We start from the raw sequence: 18,249 nt of genomic DNA, 5'->3' as shown, positions 1-18,249 counted from the left end.
CCGACAACCCGGCCGGGGCCCGGCTCCGGCCGCGGGCCGGCCGGACGGCGGCGGGCCGGGCGGGGCCGGTGGCGCCGAGCACCGCGAGGGCGCCCGGGAAGGCCCCCTACAGCGCCCCCTTGAGCTTGATCGTGATCGTGCTGCCCTTGGGCGCCTGCTCGCCCGGGTCGACCGACTGGGACTCGACGGTGTCCTGCGGGAACAGGAAGGGCTTCTTGACCTCCACGGCGAACCCGAGGTCGCCCAGCCGCTTCTTCGCGTCGTCGACGTTTTGGCCCGTCACCTTCGGCACGGTGACCATCTCCGGGCCCAGCGACAGCGTCAGCGTGACCGTCTCGCCCTTGCCGAGTTGGCCATCGGCCGGGGACTGGAGGGCGACGGTGCCCTTGTCCTCCGGGGAGTGGACCGCCTGGTCGGCGAACTTCACCACGAAGCCTTCGTCCCGCAGCGTCTGGGCCGCGTCGTCGCGGTCGTCACCCGTCACATCCGGCACATCCAGCGCCGCGCCCCGGCTCACCGTCAGCGCCACCGCCGTGTCGGGGTGCCGCTCGCTGCCCGCCACCGGGTCCGTCCGGATCACCGACCCCTTGGCGACCTCGTCGCTGAACTCGCGGCGCGTCGCCCCGGGCACCAGCCCGCGGTCGCGCAGTGTGCGCCGGGCGTCGGCCACCGGGGTGCCCGACAGATCCGGGACGGTGACGATCTCCGGGCCGCGCGAGACGGTGAGCGTGACCGTCCCGGTGCCGCGTATGCGGTCGCCGGTGCCCGGGTCGGTGGCCATGACATGACCGCGCCGCACAGTGGGGCTGAAGTCGCGCACCACCTTCACGCGCAGCCCCTCGTCCCGCAGCGTCCGCTCGGCCCTCGCCTGCGCCATGTCCAGCACCGCCGGGACGGACGTGAACTGCCCGGTGGTGACGTACCAGACGCCCGCGCCGCCCCCGAGGACGAGCAGCACCGCGGCGACGATCGCCACCAGACGGCGCCGCGGACCGGCGAACGGCCCGCGCCGCGCGGGCGGCGCCGGGCGCAGCCGGGTGGTCGGCTCGGACGCCGGGACCTCCAGGCGGCTGGTGCGGTTCAGCCCGTCCTCCCCGGGCGCCGCCTCGATACCCGCGAGACCGGGCAGCGGCGGCTGCACCACGGCCCGCGGCAGCACGCTCGTACGCTCCGTGCCGTCGCCCGCCGCGACCTCCCTGGCCTGCGGCGGGACCGCGTCCAGCTGCGCCTCGGTCAGTCCGTCCCGCGCCTCGCGCGCCGCCGACAGCAGCGCCACCGCGTCCTCGGGGCGGCCCCGCGGATCGCGGGCGGTGGCCCGCGCGACCAGCGCGTCCAGCTGCCCGGCGAGGCCCGGCACCGCCTCCGACGGCGGCGCGACGTCCTCGTGCAGATGGCGGTAGAGGACCTGGGCCGCCGTGCCGCCGGTGTGCGGTTTGGCGCCGGTGAGCATCTCGTAGAGCACCACACCGCAGGCGTAGACGTCGACGCGGGTGTCGGCGGTGCCGTCCTCGATCTGCTCGGGCGCGAGATACGAGACGGTGCCCAGGACCGCGCCGGTGGTGTCGGTGTGCGCGCCGACCGTCCGCACCAGACCGAAGTCGGCGACCTTGACCCGGCCGTCGTCGCCGATCAGGACGTTCTCCGGCTTCATGTCGCGGTGCACCAGACCCGCCCGGTGGGCGGCGCCCAGCGCGGCGAGGATCGGCTCCAGCACGTCCAGCGCGGCCCGCGGCTGAAGCGCGCCCCGCTCCCGCAGCACATCGCGCAGCGTGCACCCGGCGACGTACTCCATCGCCAGATAGACGTACGTCCCGTCCGTGCCCTGGTCGAAGACGCCGACCACATTGGGGTGCGAGAGCTTGGCGACGGACTTCGCCTCGCGGATGAAGCGGTCCACGAACGCGCCGTCCACGGCCAGCGACGGATGCATCACCTTCAGGGCGAGCACGCGGTCGAGCCGGGTGTCCAGGGCGCGGTAGACCGTCGCCATGCCACCGGCGGCGATGCGCGCCTCGACGCGGTACCGGCCGTCGAGCAACTGCCCGACCAGGGGGTCCTGAAGGGTCGTATCCACGGCAGACGAGTCTACGAGGACCCACCGACACCGCCGCCCGCCCGTGGCCCGCACGGGCGCACCGAAGCCGAACGGTGACCGGAAACGGACGCGGGGCGACGGGACGCGGCCCGCCGCCCCCGGGGATCAGAACGCCGGGCGCTCCGGATCCAGCTCCGCGCGCCCGTCCTGAGGTGACGACGCCAGCGCGAAATGGCGGCGCGGGATGCGTCCGGCGCGGAACGCCAACCGCCCCGCGTCGACCGCGTACCGCATCGACCGCGCCATCAGCTCCGGCTCCTGGGCGCGGGTCACGGCCGACGCCAGCATCACCGCGGCGCACCCCAGCTCCATCGCGAGCGCCGCGTCCGAGGCGGTCCCGGCGCCCGCGTCGAGGATCACCGGGACCCCGGCGCGCTCGGTGATCAGCTGGAAGTTGTGCGGGTTGCGGATGCCGAGACCGGAGCCGATCGGCGAGCCCAGCGGCATGATCGCGGCGCAGCCGACGTCCTCCAGCTTCCGGGCCAGCACCGGATCGTCGCTGGTGTAGGGCAGCACGGTGAAACCGTCGTCCACCAGGGTCTCCGCCGCGTCCAGCAGCTCCACCGGGTCGGGCAGCAGCGTCCGCTCGTCGGCGACCACCTCCAGCTTGACCCAGTCGGTGCCCAGCGCCTCCCGGGCGAGCCGGGCGGTGAGCACCGCCTCGCCCGCCGTGAAGCAGCCCGCGGTGTTCGGCAGCACCCGGATTCCGTGCCGGTCGAGGACGGAGAGGACCGAGCCCTGGACGGTCGGGTCCAGCCGCCGCATGGCGACCGTCGTCAGCTCCGTACCCGAAGCCAGCAGCGCCCGCTCCAGGACGTCCAGGCTGGGCGCGCCCCCGGTGCCCATGATCAGGCGGGAGGTGAAGTCCGTACCGCCCAGGGTGAGGAGATCGTCGGCCACCGGTCAGCCCCCCTGGACCGCGGTCAGCACCTCGACGCGGTCACCGGCGCCGAGCGGGGTCGCCGGCCACTGGGACCGTGGGACGACGGTCTCGTTGACCGCCGCCGCGACCCCGGACGGGGCGGTCGACAGCGTCGCCACCAGGCGGTCCAGGGTCAGACCGCCGGAGATCTCCCGGGCGGCGCCGTTGACCGTGACCGTGACCGGGGCGGCGGACGAGGCGGGTGGGGTGGGCGTGGTCATGCCTGCTGCTCCTGGAGGACGCGTCCCGGGGCGGCCGGTGCACCGGCGCCCGGGGCGAAACGGTCGGGGGAGAAGGGGCGGGCCTCCTCGGGCAGCCGCCCCGTGGTGAGCGCCTCGGCCAGCGCGTCACCGGTGATCGGCGTCAGCAGCACGCCGTTGCGGAAGTGCCCGGTGGCCAGCAGCAGACCGGGCAGCGCCGTCGGGCCGAGCAGCGGCGCGTTGTCCGGCGAGGCGGGCCGCAGCCCCGCGCAGGTCTCCACCAGCGGCAGCTCCGTCAGGCCCGGCACCAGCTCGTGCGCGTCCCGCAGCAGCTCGTAGACGCCGCCCGCGGTGACGGTGGTGTCCCAGCCCAGCTCCTCCGTGGTGGCGCCGACGACCAGCTCGCCGTTCTCCCGCGGCACCAGATAGAGCGGCCCCCCGCGCACCACGGCCCGTACGGTGCGGGACAGGAACGGGGGGCTCCCCTGGGGCATGCGCGGCAGCCGCAGCCGCAGCACCTGGCCCTTCACCGGGCGCACCGGCGGGCGCACCTCGTCCGGTACGCCCGCCAGCCGTCCGCTGAGGCTGCCCGCGGCCAGGACGGTGCTGCCCGCCGACACCCGGGTGCCGTCGGCCAGCTCGGCGCCGGTGGCGCGCCCCGCGGTGACCGTCAGCCGGGCGGCACGGGCCCGATGGAAGACCACCCCGGCCCGCTCGCAGGCCACCAGCAGCGCCGCGGTCAGCCGCCGCGGATCGGTCTGGTGGTCGCCGTCGACCCGCAGGCCCCCGCGCACGCCGGGCGCGAGCATCGGCTCCAGCCGTCGGCATTCGCGCCCCGACAGCCATACCGATTCCAACCCGCACCGCAGCTGGAGGGCGTGGAGTTCGCGCAGGTGGGCGCGGTCGTCGGCGTCCAGCGCCACGGCCAGCGTGCCGCAGGCGCGGTAGCCGACCTCCAGGCCGCTCGCCTCCTCCAGCTCCGCCACGAAACGCGGGTAGCGGCGGGCCGATGCGAGGTTGAGGCCGAGCAGCGTCTCCTCGCCGTAGTGCAGTTCGGTGACGGCGGCGAGCATCCCGGCCGCGACCCGGCCCGCGCCGCCGCCCGGCTCCGGATCGGCGAGCGCGGTGCGCAGCCCGCGCCGCGCGGCCCGCCAGGCGGTGACCAGCCCCATGAGGCCGCCGCCGATCACCAGCACATCGGGGTGCGGCGACGGATCCGTCGGGCTCGGTGGTGTGGCAGATGGAGGCATGGGCGTCCAGCCCCTCCCTTCGCCGGCATGACCCGGATCAGGTTCGTACGGTCGGAGGCCGGTCAGCCTCCCTCTCAGCCCGGTACGCCGGGCTCCCGCGAGTGCGTGTCCGCCTCACCCTAGTACCCTCCCCCGAAGGCCCGTAAGGGAGCGCCCCCGGAGCGGCCGGGCCGCGGCGACCGGTCGTGACGCTGTGTCAGAGATCTCCTTGCGCGGTGCTGCGGACGGCCTCGCGCGCCGTCCTAGAGTGACCGGGTGAGCGAGCAGAGGAAGTCCTCCCAGGCCCCTGACCACACGCCGCGCGTGGTGATCGCCGGTGCGGGTATGGCGGGCGTGCAGACCGCCGTCGCGCTGCGCGAGAACGGCTGGCGCGGCGCGATCACCCTCTTCGGCGACGAACCGCACCCGCCCTACGACCGGCCGCCGCTGTCCAAGGCGGTCCTGCTGGGCAAGGCCGACGGCGCCGCCTTCGACGTCGACTTCCGCTCCCTCGGCATCGAGCTGGAACTGAGCCACCCGGTGACCGGCATCCGCCCCGGGGAGCACCTGCTGGACACCGTGCGCGGCCCCGTCCGCTACGACCACGCCGTCCTCGCCACCGGGGCGGCACCCCTCCGGCTGCCCGGCACCGAGGGGCACCCCGGTGTGTACCTGCTGCGCACCCTGGACGACGCACAGCGGCTGCGGCCCGTCCTGGCCGGGCGCAGCGACATCGTCGTGGTCGGGGCGGGCTGGATCGGCGCCGAGTTCGCCACCGCCGCGCGGGAGGCGGGCTGCACCGTCACCGTCGTCGAGGCCGCCGACCGCCCGCTGGCCGGGGCGCTGCCCGCCGAGGTCGCCGCCCATATGACGCCCTGGTACGCCGCGGCCGGTGCCGAGCTGCGCACCGGGGCGCGCGTCGCCGCCGTCGAGGAGCGCGGCGTCGTGCTGGACGACGGCACCGCGCTGCCCGCCGACGCCGTCCTCGTCGGTATCGGCGCCCGCCCCGCCACGGGCTGGCTGGCGGGCTCCGGTATCGCGCTGTCGCCCGAGGACGGCTCGGTCCTCGCCGACGACCGGCTGCGCACCTCCGCCCCGGACGTCCATGCCGTCGGCGACTGCGCCTCCTTCCCCTCCGCCCGTTACGGCCGCCGACTCCTGATCCACCACTGGGACAACGCCCTCCAGGGCCCCCGTACCGTCGCGCAGAACATCACCGGCGACCCCGCGGAGGGCACCGTCTACGACCCGGTGCCCTACTTCTGGTCGGAGCAGTTCGGCCGCTTCGTGCAGTACGCGGGCGACCACGGCGGCGCCGACGAGCCGGTCTGGCGCGGTGACCCGGACGGCGCCGCCTGGTCGGTCATCTGGCTGCGCGACGGCGTCCTGGTGGCGCTGCTGGCGGTCGGCAGGCCCCGCGACCTGGCCCAGGGCCGCCGCCTCATCGAGCGGGGCGCCGTCCTGGACCGGGTGCGGGCGGCCGACGCGTCCGTCCCGCTCAAGTCCGCGGTGCGCTGAGCCGCGCGGGGCGTACGGGGACGGGCCCGGCGCCCCTCGTGGGAACCGCGCGCCGGGGCTCCGGCGCCCCCGCGCGGCCCTCTCATGGCGATGCCCGGCTACCGACTGTCAGTGCGAGGTGGCACGCTTGTCCTGTGACCGAGATTGACGCAAACATCGATGGACTCGTCCCCGCCTGGCTCACCCTCCCCGACATCGCCGAAGAGTTCGGCGTCGAGGTGACGCGCGTACGGCAGCTGGTCAAGGAGGGCCAGCTGATCGCGGTGCGCCGCGGCGAGAACAGGGCACTGCACGTGCCGGCCGATTTCATCCAGGACGGCAAGGTCGTCAAGGGCCTCGTCGGCACCCTGACGCTCCTGCGTGACGACGGCTTCGCCGACGACGAGATGCTGGAGTGGCTCTTCACTGTGGACGACACCCTGCCCGGCACCCCCGCGCAGGCCCTGCGGGAGAACCGCGGCACGGAGGTGAAGCGCCGGGCGCAGGCGCTCGCCATGTGACGCCCCGGGGCGGGCCGCGCCCCGGCCCGCCCGCACCCCTCCGCATCCGTAACCGCTACCGAGGTGGCGTACGCGCCGGACCGTCCGGCCGTACGCCACCGCCTTGGGGGAGCACCCGATGACGACCCGGATCCACGCCGCCCGCGCCGCGGCCCTCGCCGACGCCCGCCTCTACCTCTGCACCGACGCCCGCACCCGCCAGGGCGACCTGCCGCAGTTCCTGGACGCGGTGCTCCCCTCCGGGGTGGACATCGTCCAGCTGCGCGACAAGGGCATGGAGGCGGCCGAGGAGCTGCGCCATCTGGAGACCGTCGCGGACGCCTGCCGCCGCCACGGCACGCTCCTCGCCGTCAACGACCGCGCCGACGTCGCGCACGCCGCCGGAGCCGCGGTGCTCCACCTCGGCCAGGGCGACCTCCCGGTGCCCGCCGCCCGCGCGCTCCTCGGCCCGGACGTCCTCATGGGCCGCTCCACGCACGCCGAGGCCGAGGTCGACGCCGCCCTCGCCGAGCCGGGTGTGGACTACTTCTGCACCGGACCGTGCTGGCCCACGCCCACCAAACCGGGCCGCCATGCCCCGGGCCTCGACCTCGTCCGGTACGCCGCCGCGCGGGCCCCCGAACGCCCCTGGTTCGCCATCGGCGGCATCGACTCCGGCAACCTCGACGCGGTGCTCGACGCCGGTGCCCGCCGGATCGTCGTCGTCCGCGCCCTCACCGAGGCGGACGATCCTGCCGCCGCGGCCGCCTCGCTCGCCAAGCGCGTGCGCGAGCGGGACGCCTGATCCGGCGGACGCCGGGTGCGCACGGGCGACCGTGCCCGCCACGCGCCGATCGCGTTCCCACCGACCGGGCCCGGCCCGCTGTCCACTCCGTGGACGGGAAACGGGCCTATTCAGGCATTCCACCGGAGTCGGTTGGTGCCCGACCCGCGGGTGGATAACCTTCCCGTATGGCCCTAGGTACCGCTTCCACCAGGACTGATCGCGCACATACCGTCCGTGAGCTGCTCGCTTCCGGCAAACAGTCGTATTCGTTCGAGTTCGCCGCCCCGAAGACCGAGAAGGGCGAGCGGACGCTGTGGAACGCCATCCGCCGCATCGAAGCCGTCGCGCCGACCTTCGTCTCCGTGACCTACGGCGCCGGCGGCACCTCCCGTGACGGCACCGTCCGCGCCACCGAGCGGATCGCCACCGACACCACCCTCACCCCGGTCGCCCACCTCACCGCCGTCAACCACTCCGTGGCCGACCTGCGCAACATCATCGGCCAGTACGCCGACGCGGGCATCCGCAACATGCTCGCGCTCCGCGGTGACCCGCCCGGCGACCCGATGGGGGACTGGGTCCGCCATCCGCAGGGCATCACCTACGCCGCCGAACTGGTCCGCCTGATCAAGGAGTCCGGCGACTTCTGCGTCGGCGTCGCCGCCTTCCCCGAGATGCACCCGCGCTCCACGGACTGGGACACCGACGTCGCGCACTTCATCGACAAGTGCCGCGCGGGCGCCGACTTCGCCATCACCCAGATGTTCTTCTACGCCGAGGACTACCTCCGGCTGCGTGACCGGGTCGCCGCCGCCGGGTGCACGACGCCGATCATCCCCGAGATCATGCCCGTCACGAACATCCGGCAGATCGAACGTTTCGCGCAGCTGAGCAACGCCGCGTTCCCACCTGAGCTCGCGGACCGCATCCTGGCCGTCAAGGACGACCCGTCCGCTGTACGCTCCATTGGCATCGAGTACGCCACGGAACTGTGCGCGCGCTTGAGGGCCGAGGACGTGCCCGGGTTGCACTTCATCACCCTGAACCACTCCACGGCGACCCTGGAAATCTACGAGAATCTGGGGCTGCACCAGCAGCCCTGATCACGGTGCCGCAGCGCGGCGGAAGAGGGGCGTACATGGGCTGGGCGGTCCTGTACATCGCATTCGGTTGCGTCGCGCTGTGGCTTCTGGGTGAGGTCCTCTTCCAGTACAAGGCCCGGCTCCGGTGGCGGTTGTTGGCCTTCACCGGGTTCCTCGGTGTGGTGACGGGCGTCCTCCTCCCGTCGGTGATCGTCATCGCGCTCGGTGCCGCCGCGTTCGCCACCGGACAGACCTACGTGACGCTCTCCTTCCGCCGCGGCTTCACCAGCGGCTGGTCGCTGCGCGGCGCCCCGCGGGAGAACCGGCGCCGCCGGGCGAAGTCCGGCGGCCGCCGGCCCGCCCTGCACATCTCCGACGTCGAGGAGACGACCGGGCCCGCCGACACCCCGGACGGCCCGCAGCCCACGGACGGCACCGACGCCCCCGGCGCGTACGGCACCGCCCCGCCCCACGGCGCCCCGGACGGCTACGCGCCCCACGACGGCTACGGCGCCCCGCTGCCGGACCAGGGCGGCGGCTGGGCCCCCAGCGGTCCGGACGGCCACGGCACCGCCCCGGTCTTCGGCGGCCAGGACGGCTACGCCCAAGACGCCGTCTACGCCCCGCAGCCGCTCCCCGACGAGACCGGGCAGTACGGCGTCTACAGCCCCGACGCCCGCACCGCACCGCACGGCTCCGACGCCTACGCCGCGGCCTTCGGCCACCAGCCGACGGACCCCGACCCCTATGGCCACGGCGGCGGTTACGCCCCCGGCGCCCAGGACGCGTACGCCGATCCCTACGGCTCCTACGCCCCGTACGGCACCGACCCGGGCGCGGCCGCCGGGTCCTACTCCGGCACCCAGGGGTACCCGCCGCACGACCCCTACGCGCCGGCGGACCCGTACGCCCAGCAGCCCTACGGAGCGGTGGGGTACGGAACCTCGCTCCAGGACTACGGCGACACCCCGCCCGGCGGGGTCTGGGTGCCGCAACAGCGCGACGGCGCCCACCCGTCCGGCGAGCCGCCGTATCCGCCGACGCAGCACCACGGCCACGAGGAGCAGCAGTACCGCTACTGACGGCGCGTCATCTCCGCCTGGAACAAGGGGGATACAGGCCCCGGACCGCATGGCCCGGGGCCTGCCGCATGCGGTGACCGGCGCATCCGGGAGCAGGCGTCGTGGGCCGTCGGCGCCGGTACGAAGGTGGGCGGATCCTCGCTGAGCCACCCGCGAGGCGCGGAGCGCGACGGCGGCAGCCGCCTCGGGGCGCCCGGCGAGCTGGCCGTCTCCCAGAGCGTCCCCGCGAAGTCGCGCACCGGGCACGGCTCTTATGGGCCCGACTCAGGTCGAGCCGTGCCAGTCCTCGCCGTTGACGATCAGCCCGGCGACGATCGCCCCGGACATCCCGGCGTGCGCCGGACCGCCACCCGGATGGGACCAGCCGCCGACGGCGTGGAGCCCGGGTATCCGGGTGCGGTTGGCGGGCCGCAGGAACCGGCCGCCGCCGCCCGCCAGCGCGGGGCCGGTCAGCCGCGCCTCCGCCGCGGGCGGCAGTACCTCGCGCCACAGCAGCCGCTCCCGCAGCCCCGGCACCGCGGCCTCGGCGCGCTCCGTCATCCGCTCGGCCAGCGCCTCGGCATCGGCCGCGGCGAACCCGCCGGGGCCGGGAGCCGCCACCGTCGCCGTCAGCGTCACCGCCTCATGGGCATCATCGGGCCGGGTGGCCGGATCGTCGGGCCGCAGCACCGTCACCGTGGGCCGCGCGGCCGGGGCGCCACCCCCGCCGAACACCGCGGCCAGCTCCGCCGCGCGGTCGTCGGTGTGCACCACCGTGCGGTGCGCGGCACCGTCCGGCCGGGCACCGCGCAGCGCCAGCGCCACCGTCATCCGGGCGGGCACCGGGCCCGGCGGCGGACCGGCCGGGGCGTCCGACGCCTCCCACGGCGCACCGCCGGGCACCAGCCCCGCCAGCGCCTCCGGGGTGACCCCGGCGATCACATGCTCCGCCTCCGTCACCTCGCCGTCGGCCGTGACGACACCCGCCGCCCGGCCGTCCGCCACCACGATCCGCTCGACCGGCGCCCCGAAGCGGAACTCCACACCGCGCGCCACGCACCGCGCGTGCAGCGCGTCCGCCAGCGCCCGCATGCCACCGGCCGGATACCAGGTGCCGAAGGTCTGCTCCATGTACGGCAGCACCGCCGCGCTCGCCGGGACGGCGCGCGGATCGAAGCCGTACGCCATGGCATGGCTCTCCAGCAGGGCGATCAGCCGCGGGTCGGACAGCTCCCGGCGGGCGGTCTCCGCGAGCGTCGCGGTCGTCGGGCCCTTGCCGCGGCCGAACAGGCCACGGCGGCGCACCGCCGGATACGGATCGCGCCCCAGCACCTGCCACTCCGCCCACAGCGGCTCCTCCAGCAGCGGTCTGCGGGTGGCGTCCCAGGCGTCGCGGGCACGGCCCAGGAAGGCGCTCCAGCGCTCCCCGGCGCCCGCGCCCAGCGCGCCGTCCAGCGCCGTGAGGACGCCGCCGCGCGAGGCGTTCGGCAACGACACCGCCGTGCCGTCCGGGAAGACATGGCGGCTCGCGGGATCGACCTGGGTGAGCGTCAGCACGCTCTCCAGCGGCTCCCGTCCGGTCTTGACGAAGAGGTCGCGGTAGACCGCCGGGAGGTGCAGCAGCGCGGGCCCGGTGCCGAACCCGAACCCCTCCCGCTCGAAGCGCCCCAGCGCCCCGCCGTACGTTGTCTCCCGCTCGCACACCACCACCCGGTGGCCCGCGACGGCCAGCCGCGCGGCGGCCGCCATCGCGCCCGCACCCGCCCCGATCACCGCAATCCGTGCCATGTCCGCGACTGTATCCGCACCCACCGACAACGCCCGCACCACGGCCCGGCGGACGGCCTCAGCGCGGGACGGGGTCCGCTTCCGCGGCGGCCCGCAGGCGCTTCTCCTCGCGGCGCTCGCGCCGCCGTCGCAGAGCGCGGCGGATCCGCGACCAAAGCAGGATCACCAGCGCCAGACCGGCGAGCAGCAGCGTCCCGGCGATGACGGCGGCCGCGACCGGGTGGAACACCGCGAACGCGATCAGCCCGGCGACCCCGAGGTCCTCGACGACGCTCACCACGATGTTGCTCGCCGGTTCCGGTGAGGTGTTGACCGCGATCCGTGCCCCCGCCTTGACGAGATGGCTCAGCAGCGCCGTGGAGCCGCCGACCGCGCCCGCCGCCACCTGCGGCAGCGACCCGTCGTGCCCGGCCAGCAGCGCCGCCACGACGCCACCCGCCACGGGCCGCACGACGGTGTGCACGGCGTCCCAGACGGAGTCCACGTACGGGACCTTGTCGGCGACGGCCTCGAAGAGGAAGAGCACCGCGGCGGCGATCAGCACATCGGGGCGCTGCAGCGCGTCCGGCACCTCGTCGGTGACGCCGGTGGCGCCGAGCAGGCCGAGGAGCAGCACGACGGCGTAGGCGTTGATCCCGCTCGCCCAGCCACTGGTGAACACCAACGGGAGTACGGACATGCGGGAGATCGTAGAACAGCGTGCGGACGAGGTGCTCACGCGTGAGTACGGGTACTCAGACGGTGAGATGAGTAGGTACGCGGATGGGCCGCACCCCGCCGGAACGACAGAGTGGGGTGCACCGAAGGGACGCGGCGCCGCACCGCCGGCACGGGGCGGCGGAGCGGCGCGGCATCCCGGACGTACGGGGGAAAACACGGGGGAAGCACGGGGGAGTACGGGGGAAGCACGGGGGATACGGGGGAAGTGCTGCCCTGGTCGGATCGGTGGGGGAACGATCCGCGCCAGGGCAGCGCGCTTCCGCGTCCGGACCCGGGAACGGCGGCGAACCGCGGCACCCCGGGGCGGGACGGTCCCCGGGCCACGCCCCCATGGGAAGCGCCCCGGCAACGTCCCCCGGACAAGCGGCCCGTTCGGGCCCGTCGCTCAGCTCCGGTGGCCGCTCACCCGTCCCTGGAGCAGTCGCGACAGCGCCGCGTGCACCTCGTCGAGGGAGCGGTCCGGCTGGTACGACTGCCAGTCCAGCGCCGCCACCAGCACCATGCCGAACAGCGCCGACGCGGTCAGCGGCACATCGATCTCCTCGCTCAACTCGCCCTCGGCGACGGCCTCCCGCAACACGTCCTCCACCACGGCCACGGCCCGCTCGCGCACCACCATCAAGGTGGACTGCCAGGCTCTGTTGGTGCGCCACAGTTCGGCCACGTAGAGCTGGGTGAGCGCCGGGTAGCGGGAGATGAAGTCCAGACCGGCGCGGATCATCGCGTCCAGCGCGTCGATGCGGGTGCCGCCGCGGCCGGTCACTTTCTCGGCCGCCTCCTGGAGGGAGACCGCCAGCAGTTCGATGCCGTGCCGCAGCAGTTCCTCGAAGAGAACGTTCTTGCTCGCGAAGTTGTAGTAGACCGTGCCCTTCGCGACCCCTGCCCGCTCGGCGATCTCGTCCACTGTGGTGGAGGAGAAGCCCTGTTCGGCGATGAGGGTGACCGCGGCGTCGAAGAGCTTGCGCCGGGTGGCGTCGCGGCGTGAGTGGGAGCTGTCCATGCAGGTGATTGTGCCGGTCCGCGGCCCCTGCCCGCTCACAGGCTCAGCTCCGGGTGCAGGTCCTTCATGCGCACCACCTGCCGCCCGCGGGCCGTCGGCGCGGTCAGCGCCAGCGCCCCGTGGAGCAGCGGCAGCAGGCCCCTGGACGGCGATCGGCGAAGCGGGTTCCGCCGCGAGGCCGATGTCCCGGAATGCCCAGCCGCGCGGGCCCTTGCCGGGTGGCGCCGGGGGCGGCGGCCGGGCGAATCGCGTCTCTTCCGCCGTACTTCTCCGTGAAAGCCCAGGTCGGGGCCGATTGTCAGTGGTGTGCCGCAGGATGGGGGCAACGGTTCCGAACCGGTTTGCGACGACTGGAGGTTCGTCATGGCAGCTCGTCCCGCAACGGGCAGCTCCGCTGCGTACGGTCCCCCGAGCGATGTCCACCCTGTTCTGCGGCGTTCGGCTGCGCCACCCGCCGCCCTCACCCTGCTCGCCCAGGCCCGGCAGGGCCTCACCGAAGCCGAAACCCTGCACTCCCCGAACGAACGCTTCGCGACGGCCCACCTCGCCGCGCTGCGCACCGCCGCCGCGGTGCTGGCCGTCCGGGGCAGGCCCGAGTCCACCCCGCGTCGGCGCCGCCGCATCCGCAGCGCCTGGGAGGTGCTGCCGGAGGTCGCCCCGGAACTGACCGAGTGGAGTGCCCTCTTCGCCGCCGGAGCCGACCGCCGGGCCCGGGCCGAGGCCGGTATACCCGGCGCGGCCGGCAGCCGGGACGCCGACGACCTCGTCCGCGCCGCCGCCCACTTCCTCCGCCTGGTCGAGCGGATGCTGGTGCTCCAGCCGTCCCTGCCGCTTCAGCGGGCGGGGTGAGCTGGGAGGGGATGTACGGGGGCGCGGGGTGGTGACGTCGCCGGGGCTCCGGCCGGTGCCGGCGGGCCGGGCCCGCTCCGGCCGCGGTCCGTCGCCCGGCGCCTCGGGCGCGGGTCCGGGGCCGGGCGCGTGGCCGGGGTTTCCCGCTGGCGTCCGGCCGCCCTCCCGTGCTCCGTCCCGCCCAACCCGGCCGCGACGGAAGCCGCAGGTGGCGCCGCAGACCGAGGTCGGGGTGCGACGCAATAGGGTGGAGGGCGCCTAGTTGTTCTGCCCCTCCGAGGAGCCACCCGCCGTGTCTGACCCGCTGCGCCCGCGCGCATCCCTTCGTACCGCTGTGGTCTGGGAGGTTCTCAAGGACGCCCTGGAGCGCCGGGCCGGGGCCGCCGGGCGCGATGTCCTCGACGTTCTCGACACCGGAGGCGGCACCGGCAACTTCGCCGTGCCCGTCGCCCGCCTCGGCCACCGCGTCACCGTCGTCGACCCGAGCCCCAACGCCCTGTTCGCCCTGGAGCGCCGCGCCGCCGAGGGGGGCGTCGCCGACCGGGTGCGGGCCGTCCAGGGCGACGCCCACGGCCTCTTCGACGTCGTCGAGCCCGGCGGTTTCGACGCCGTCCTGTGCCACGGCGTCCTGGAGTACGTCGACGACCCGGCCGAGGGCGTCCGCAACGTCGTCGCCGCGCTGCGCGACTCCGGCACCCTGAGTCTCCTCGCGGCCGGTCTCGGCGGCGCCGTGCTGGCCCGCGCCCTCGCCGGGCACTTCACCGAGGCCCACCAGGCCCTCACCGACCCGGCCGGCCGCTGGGGCGAAGGCGACCCGGTGCCCCGCCGGTTCACCGCCGACCAGCTCTCCGGCCTGGTCACCGGCGCCGGGCTCCAGGTCGGCGCGGTGCACGGCGTACGGGTCTTCGCCGACCTCGTCCCGGGGGTGCTCGTCGACACCGAGCCCGGCGCGATGGAGGCGCTGCTGAAGCTGGAGGCGGCCGCCGCTGAACAGCCCGCGTTCCACTCGGTCGCCACCCAGCTGCACGTTCTGGCCGAGCGCGGCTGATCGCCACCGGTGGCCGGCCGCCGGGTGCGGTCGGCCACAGCCCACCCGATCAGCCCCTTCTCCCCGTATGATCGAGGGACGACGTTCCGGCATGACGGATGGGCGGGTGGGGAATGCAGGCAGCATCACCACCGGCCGCCCTGGGGGCCAGGACAGTGGACTGGCGCTGAGGGCGGGTTTCACGGGGGCGAATCCCTGCCTATCCTGAAAGGGTCGCCCCCGGTCGCCCCCGCGACCGACGAGTAGGAGGACTCCGTGCCGCTCTCGGAGCACGAGCAGCGCATGCTCGAGCAAATGGAGCGAGCGCTGTACGCCGAAGATCCCAAGTTCGCGACAGCGCTTGAGGGAAGCGGGCTGCGCACGTACACCCGGCGACGGGTCTACCAAGCGGTCGTCGGTTTCCTGGTCGGTATCGGCCTGCTCATGGCCGGCATGGTCGCCCAGCAGATCTGGATCAGCGTCGTCGGCTTCCTGGTGATGCTCGGCTGCGCCGTCCTCGCCGTGACCGGCTGGCGCAAGGCCCCCAAGCCCGGCGAGCAGCGGCCCGGCGCGGCCCCGGGGAAGCGCGGCAGGGCGGGCGGAGCGCCCGCACGACGCCCGTCCGGTGGCCGCCGCTCGATGATGAACCGCATCGAGGACCGCTGGCAGCGCCGCCGCGACGAACAGGGCCACTGAGCCCGAACGTTCCACTCAGCCCTTGACGGGGCCGCCCGCACTCCGAGCGGCCCCGTCCATGCGTCGTGCCCCGGATCCGCCGCGGTCCGCTCGGGGGCGCGGCGGACTCGCGCCCCGGGCCGGAGCCTCGCCGTGCGGGTAGTCGTGCCGGGGTGCGGGCAGCCGCGCCCAAAGGCCCGAGCCCGGCCCCGCACGGGCACCGCGCACCGGACCCCAGCCAGAGCCTCCCTCCATAGGGGCAGCCGCGCCCGGGTGGCAGAGCCCAGCCGTCAGGCGGACCGGCGTAGGACCCACACCGGACCGCTCCCCGCCCGAGCCCCTGGCCGCTGTGCGCCGAGCCCGCAACCCGTCCCCCAGCGATCCCCCCAGGTCACCTCCGTCGCCCACCGGTCTGCAGCACCCCGGCGACGCGACGGACAGCCACCGCCGCCCGGCCGGACGCCTGGCGCCGCCGGAAAGCCGTCCACCGGGCCGCGTACTCCCGGGCCAGCCGGCCCGCCGAGCGCGGCAGCAGGGCCGCACGCCACCGCGCCACGCGGGACGCCTGCGCGCGCAGCGCCGCGCAGACCAGCCGCACGTCCTCGGCCACCCGAGGTGCGGGCCGGGGCCGTGCCGCGTACAGGGACTCCTCGACCGCCCCGGCCACCCGGTGCGCGGCCTCGGCGGCCTGCGGCGGGAGTGCGGCGGTGTCGACGAGATGGTCGGCCGTGCGGCGTGGGGTGAGTGCCTCGTCCGGGGCGATGCCCAGGTCCCAGGCGGTGTCGAGCAGTTCCTGCCAGGCGCTGAGGGTGCCCGCCGGGCCGTCGGTGGAGAGTCGTCGGGTCCGGACCCGGGACCGCCAGAGCCCCGGGAGCGCGGCCACTGCGAGCAGCAGCAGACCGCCCAGCGTGAGGCCGACGGCGGCGAGGACGGAGGGGCCGCCGCCCGAGGAGCCCGAGTCCGGGGCCGTGGGTGCCGCCGCCGTGCAGCCCGTGGCGCCCGACTGGCGGCCGGGGCCGCAGGTCGGGTCCGGCCGCGGGCCGTCTGACGGCGTCGTGGGCCGGGTCGGCTCCTGCGCGGGGGAGCCCGGCGAGGTGTCCTGCGAGGTGTCCGGCAGCGCGTACTCCGGGACGTTGCCGCGGCTCGGCGTGGGCTCGAAACGCGTCCAGCCCACCCCCTGGAAGTACAGCTCAGGCCAGGCGTGGGCGTCCCGCAGGCCGACCGATGTCGTACCGTCGGGCTGCCTGGTGCCCGGGGTGAAACCGACGGCGACCCGCGCCGGGATGCCCAGGGTGCGGGCCATCGCGGCCATCGAGAACGAGAAGTGGACGCAGAAGCCCTCCTTCTGCTGGAGGAACCGCACGATGGCCCGCACCCCGCTGCCCGCCCGCACCTCGGTGTCGTAACGGAAGCCGCCGTCGGTCGCGAACCAGTCCTGGAGCTTGACGGCCTTCGCGTACGGGGTGGCCGCGCCGCGGGTCACCTGCCGGGCCGTCGCCGCGACCACGGGCGGCAGTTCGGCGGGCACCTCGGTGTACTCGCGGCGCAGCGCGGCGGGCGGCGGCGGGGCCTCGGCGAGCTGCCGGGCGGTCGGTCGCACCCGCAGGCTCTCCACCTGGTACTGGAGGCCGCGGGTGTTCTGGCCGCGGTCGCCCACCAGGGTGCGGCCCTGCTCCTCGAAGCGCCACCGCCCGGCGATGCCGACGCGGGACGCCGGGAACGGCATCGGCAGCCAGTTCTGGCCGTACCACTCGGCGGTCGAGATCGAGGTGTTGATCCGGGTGGTGGCGACGTCCGGGGACAGCCCCACGGGCCGCGGCAGCTGCTCGGGCACATCGGTCACCGTCCGCTCGGACGGCTTCCAGGCCGTGCCGTCGAACTGGTCGAGCGCGACGATCCGCAGATACAGATCGCGGGTGTCGCTCGCCGTGGTGCGGTAGTTGAGGACCTCCTTGTCCTCGGGCTGGTTCAGGCTGTTCTGGAGGGAGACCAGCGGGTTGACCGCCGAGATGGTGCCGCCGCCGGCCCCCCCGTCCCGGCCGCCCGTACCGAGCAGCCCGGTGCCCAGCGACGGCAGCGCCGCCGGGACGGCGACGGCGACGCCGAGCGCCAGCACGCCGATCCGCCGCCCGTGCCGCACCGGCGCCGGAGCGGGCGCGTCCGCGGCCTTTCCGGACCCCGGCAACCACCGGGAACTCCGGCCCGCCGCCCCGCCGAACACCCGGCCCCACCGCGACAGCCGGTCGCGGCCCTCGGCCAGCAGGAGCAGCAGATAGCCCGCGGCGGCGATCAGGAACCACAGCCAGCCCGTGCCGCCCGGCGCCAGCCCCGCCGCCACCGAGTAGAGCGCCAGCAACGGCAGCCCGGCGGGCGCGACGCTGCGGTACGTGACCGCCAGCGCGTCCACGACCAGGCCGACCAGCGTCACCCCGCCGACCAGCAGCAGCCGGATGCCCGGCGTGAGCGGCGCCGGGCTGGCGTACCGGCTCACATCGGCGACCCCGGACTGCCCGAGACGGACCAGCTCCGCGACGGCGTCCGGGCCCGGCAGCACCCCGAGAAGCGCCTGCCCACCGGCGTACAGCGCGGTCAGCGTCAGCAGCGCCACCACGGCCTGGACCACGATGACCAGCGGCCGGGGCCACGGCAGCCGCCGCGCACCGGCGCCCGCGGCCGCCACCAGCGCCACCAGCAGCGCCGCCTGCACCATCCAGGCGGCCGGATCGACCAACGGCACCAGCGCACAGGACGCGCAGAGCGTCGCCACGGCCGCCCACAGCGCAGGCCCCCGCCCGCTCATCCGCACCCTCCCGCCCG

The 18,249-nt window shown here is 75.3% G+C and carries 16 protein-coding genes and 1 riboswitch; of the genes, 8 read left to right on the top strand and 8 right to left on the bottom strand.

What is annotated here, in order from left to right:
- Positions 1-106: 106 nt before the first annotated feature.
- The 4 genes from pknB to thiO all read right to left on the bottom strand — a co-directional run bounded on the left by pknB (position 107) and on the right by thiO (position 4,467).
- Entirely contained in the window at positions 107-2,074 is a 1,968-nt protein-coding gene (gene pknB / locus OG422_RS07575; protein WP_405741174.1) for a Stk1 family PASTA domain-containing Ser/Thr kinase, read from the bottom strand.
- Between the two features lie 126 nt (positions 2,075-2,200).
- Positions 2,201-2,995: a thiazole synthase gene (locus OG422_RS07570; protein WP_405741171.1), complete on the bottom strand. Its 795-nt coding sequence runs from the start codon at positions 2,993-2,995 to the stop codon at positions 2,201-2,203.
- A 3-nt stretch (positions 2,996-2,998) separates the two neighbouring features.
- Positions 2,999-3,238, bottom strand: a complete 240-nt coding sequence (gene thiS / locus OG422_RS07565; RefSeq protein WP_405741168.1) for a sulfur carrier protein ThiS — start codon at positions 3,236-3,238, stop codon at positions 2,999-3,001.
- Complete coding sequence (gene thiO, locus OG422_RS07560; protein ID WP_405741165.1) at positions 3,235-4,467, bottom strand: glycine oxidase ThiO; 1,233 nt, start codon at positions 4,465-4,467, stop codon at positions 3,235-3,237. The genes thiS and thiO overlap by 4 nt, the downstream gene beginning before the upstream one ends.
- Positions 4,465-4,576, bottom strand: a riboswitch (TPP riboswitch). (Overlaps the previous gene by 3 nt.)
- 146 nt (positions 4,577-4,722) lie before the next feature.
- Here thiO and OG422_RS07555 point away from each other — a divergent pair.
- The 5 genes from OG422_RS07555 to OG422_RS07535 all read left to right on the top strand — a co-directional run bounded on the left by OG422_RS07555 (position 4,723) and on the right by OG422_RS07535 (position 9,394).
- Entirely contained in the window at positions 4,723-5,964 is a 1,242-nt protein-coding gene (locus tag OG422_RS07555; RefSeq protein WP_405741162.1) for an NAD(P)/FAD-dependent oxidoreductase, read from the top strand.
- Between the two features lie 134 nt (positions 5,965-6,098).
- A complete protein-coding gene (locus tag OG422_RS07550) occupies positions 6,099-6,464 on the top strand; it encodes a helix-turn-helix domain-containing protein (RefSeq protein WP_143943148.1) in 366 nt (121 codons plus the stop codon).
- A gap of 118 nt (positions 6,465-6,582) precedes the next feature.
- The gene (gene thiE / locus OG422_RS07545) at positions 6,583-7,248 is read left to right on the top strand and encodes a thiamine phosphate synthase (protein ID WP_143943149.1); all 666 of its coding nucleotides are present in this window, start codon (positions 6,583-6,585) and stop codon (positions 7,246-7,248) included.
- Between the two features lie 167 nt (positions 7,249-7,415).
- Positions 7,416-8,333 (top strand): methylenetetrahydrofolate reductase [NAD(P)H], encoded by a 918-nt coding sequence (metF, locus tag OG422_RS07540; RefSeq protein ID WP_143943150.1) that lies wholly within the window; start codon positions 7,416-7,418, stop codon positions 8,331-8,333.
- Positions 8,334-8,368: 35 nt separating this feature from the next.
- Positions 8,369-9,394: a hypothetical protein gene (locus tag OG422_RS07535; protein WP_405741157.1), complete on the top strand. Its 1,026-nt coding sequence runs from the start codon at positions 8,369-8,371 to the stop codon at positions 9,392-9,394.
- A gap of 264 nt (positions 9,395-9,658) precedes the next feature.
- Here the strand turns inward: OG422_RS07535 and OG422_RS07530 are convergent, their stop codons facing one another.
- From OG422_RS07530 to OG422_RS07520, 3 genes are all read right to left on the bottom strand, one after another.
- Positions 9,659-11,161 (bottom strand): phytoene desaturase family protein, encoded by a 1,503-nt coding sequence (locus OG422_RS07530; protein ID WP_405741154.1) that lies wholly within the window; start codon positions 11,159-11,161, stop codon positions 9,659-9,661.
- 58 nt (positions 11,162-11,219) lie between these two features.
- Complete coding sequence (locus OG422_RS07525; RefSeq protein ID WP_143943153.1) at positions 11,220-11,840, bottom strand: DUF4126 domain-containing protein; 621 nt, start codon at positions 11,838-11,840, stop codon at positions 11,220-11,222.
- A gap of 426 nt (positions 11,841-12,266) precedes the next feature.
- The gene (locus OG422_RS07520; RefSeq protein WP_405741150.1) at positions 12,267-12,881 is read right to left on the bottom strand and encodes a TetR/AcrR family transcriptional regulator; all 615 of its coding nucleotides are present in this window, start codon (positions 12,879-12,881) and stop codon (positions 12,267-12,269) included.
- Positions 12,882-13,244: 363 nt separating this feature from the next.
- Between OG422_RS07520 and OG422_RS07515 the strand changes: the two genes are divergently transcribed.
- The 3 genes from OG422_RS07515 to OG422_RS07505 all read left to right on the top strand — a co-directional run bounded on the left by OG422_RS07515 (position 13,245) and on the right by OG422_RS07505 (position 15,453).
- Positions 13,245-13,730, top strand: coding sequence for an SAV_6107 family HEPN domain-containing protein (locus OG422_RS07515; RefSeq protein WP_405741147.1), 486 nt, complete (start codon positions 13,245-13,247; stop codon positions 13,728-13,730).
- A gap of 292 nt (positions 13,731-14,022) precedes the next feature.
- Positions 14,023-14,778 (top strand): bifunctional 2-polyprenyl-6-hydroxyphenol methylase/3-demethylubiquinol 3-O-methyltransferase UbiG, encoded by a 756-nt coding sequence (locus tag OG422_RS07510; protein ID WP_143944439.1) that lies wholly within the window; start codon positions 14,023-14,025, stop codon positions 14,776-14,778.
- Positions 14,779-15,033: 255 nt separating this feature from the next.
- Entirely contained in the window at positions 15,034-15,453 is a 420-nt protein-coding gene (locus OG422_RS07505; protein ID WP_143944438.1) for a DUF3040 domain-containing protein, read from the top strand.
- A 370-nt stretch (positions 15,454-15,823) separates the two neighbouring features.
- Here OG422_RS07505 and OG422_RS07500 read toward each other — a convergent pair whose 3' ends face one another.
- A complete protein-coding gene (locus OG422_RS07500; RefSeq protein WP_405741143.1) occupies positions 15,824-18,232 on the bottom strand; it encodes a DUF3488 and DUF4129 domain-containing transglutaminase family protein in 2,409 nt (802 codons plus the stop codon).
- Positions 18,233-18,249 lie beyond the last annotated feature (17 nt).

The organism is Streptomyces sp. NBC_01525, from assembly GCF_045040405.1.
In the GTDB taxonomy this organism is placed as follows: Bacteria; Actinomycetota; Actinomycetes; order Streptomycetales; family Streptomycetaceae; genus Streptomyces; species Streptomyces benahoarensis.
The sequence above is the reverse complement of the archived record's forward strand: the minus strand, read 5'-3'. Positions and strand labels throughout refer to the sequence as shown.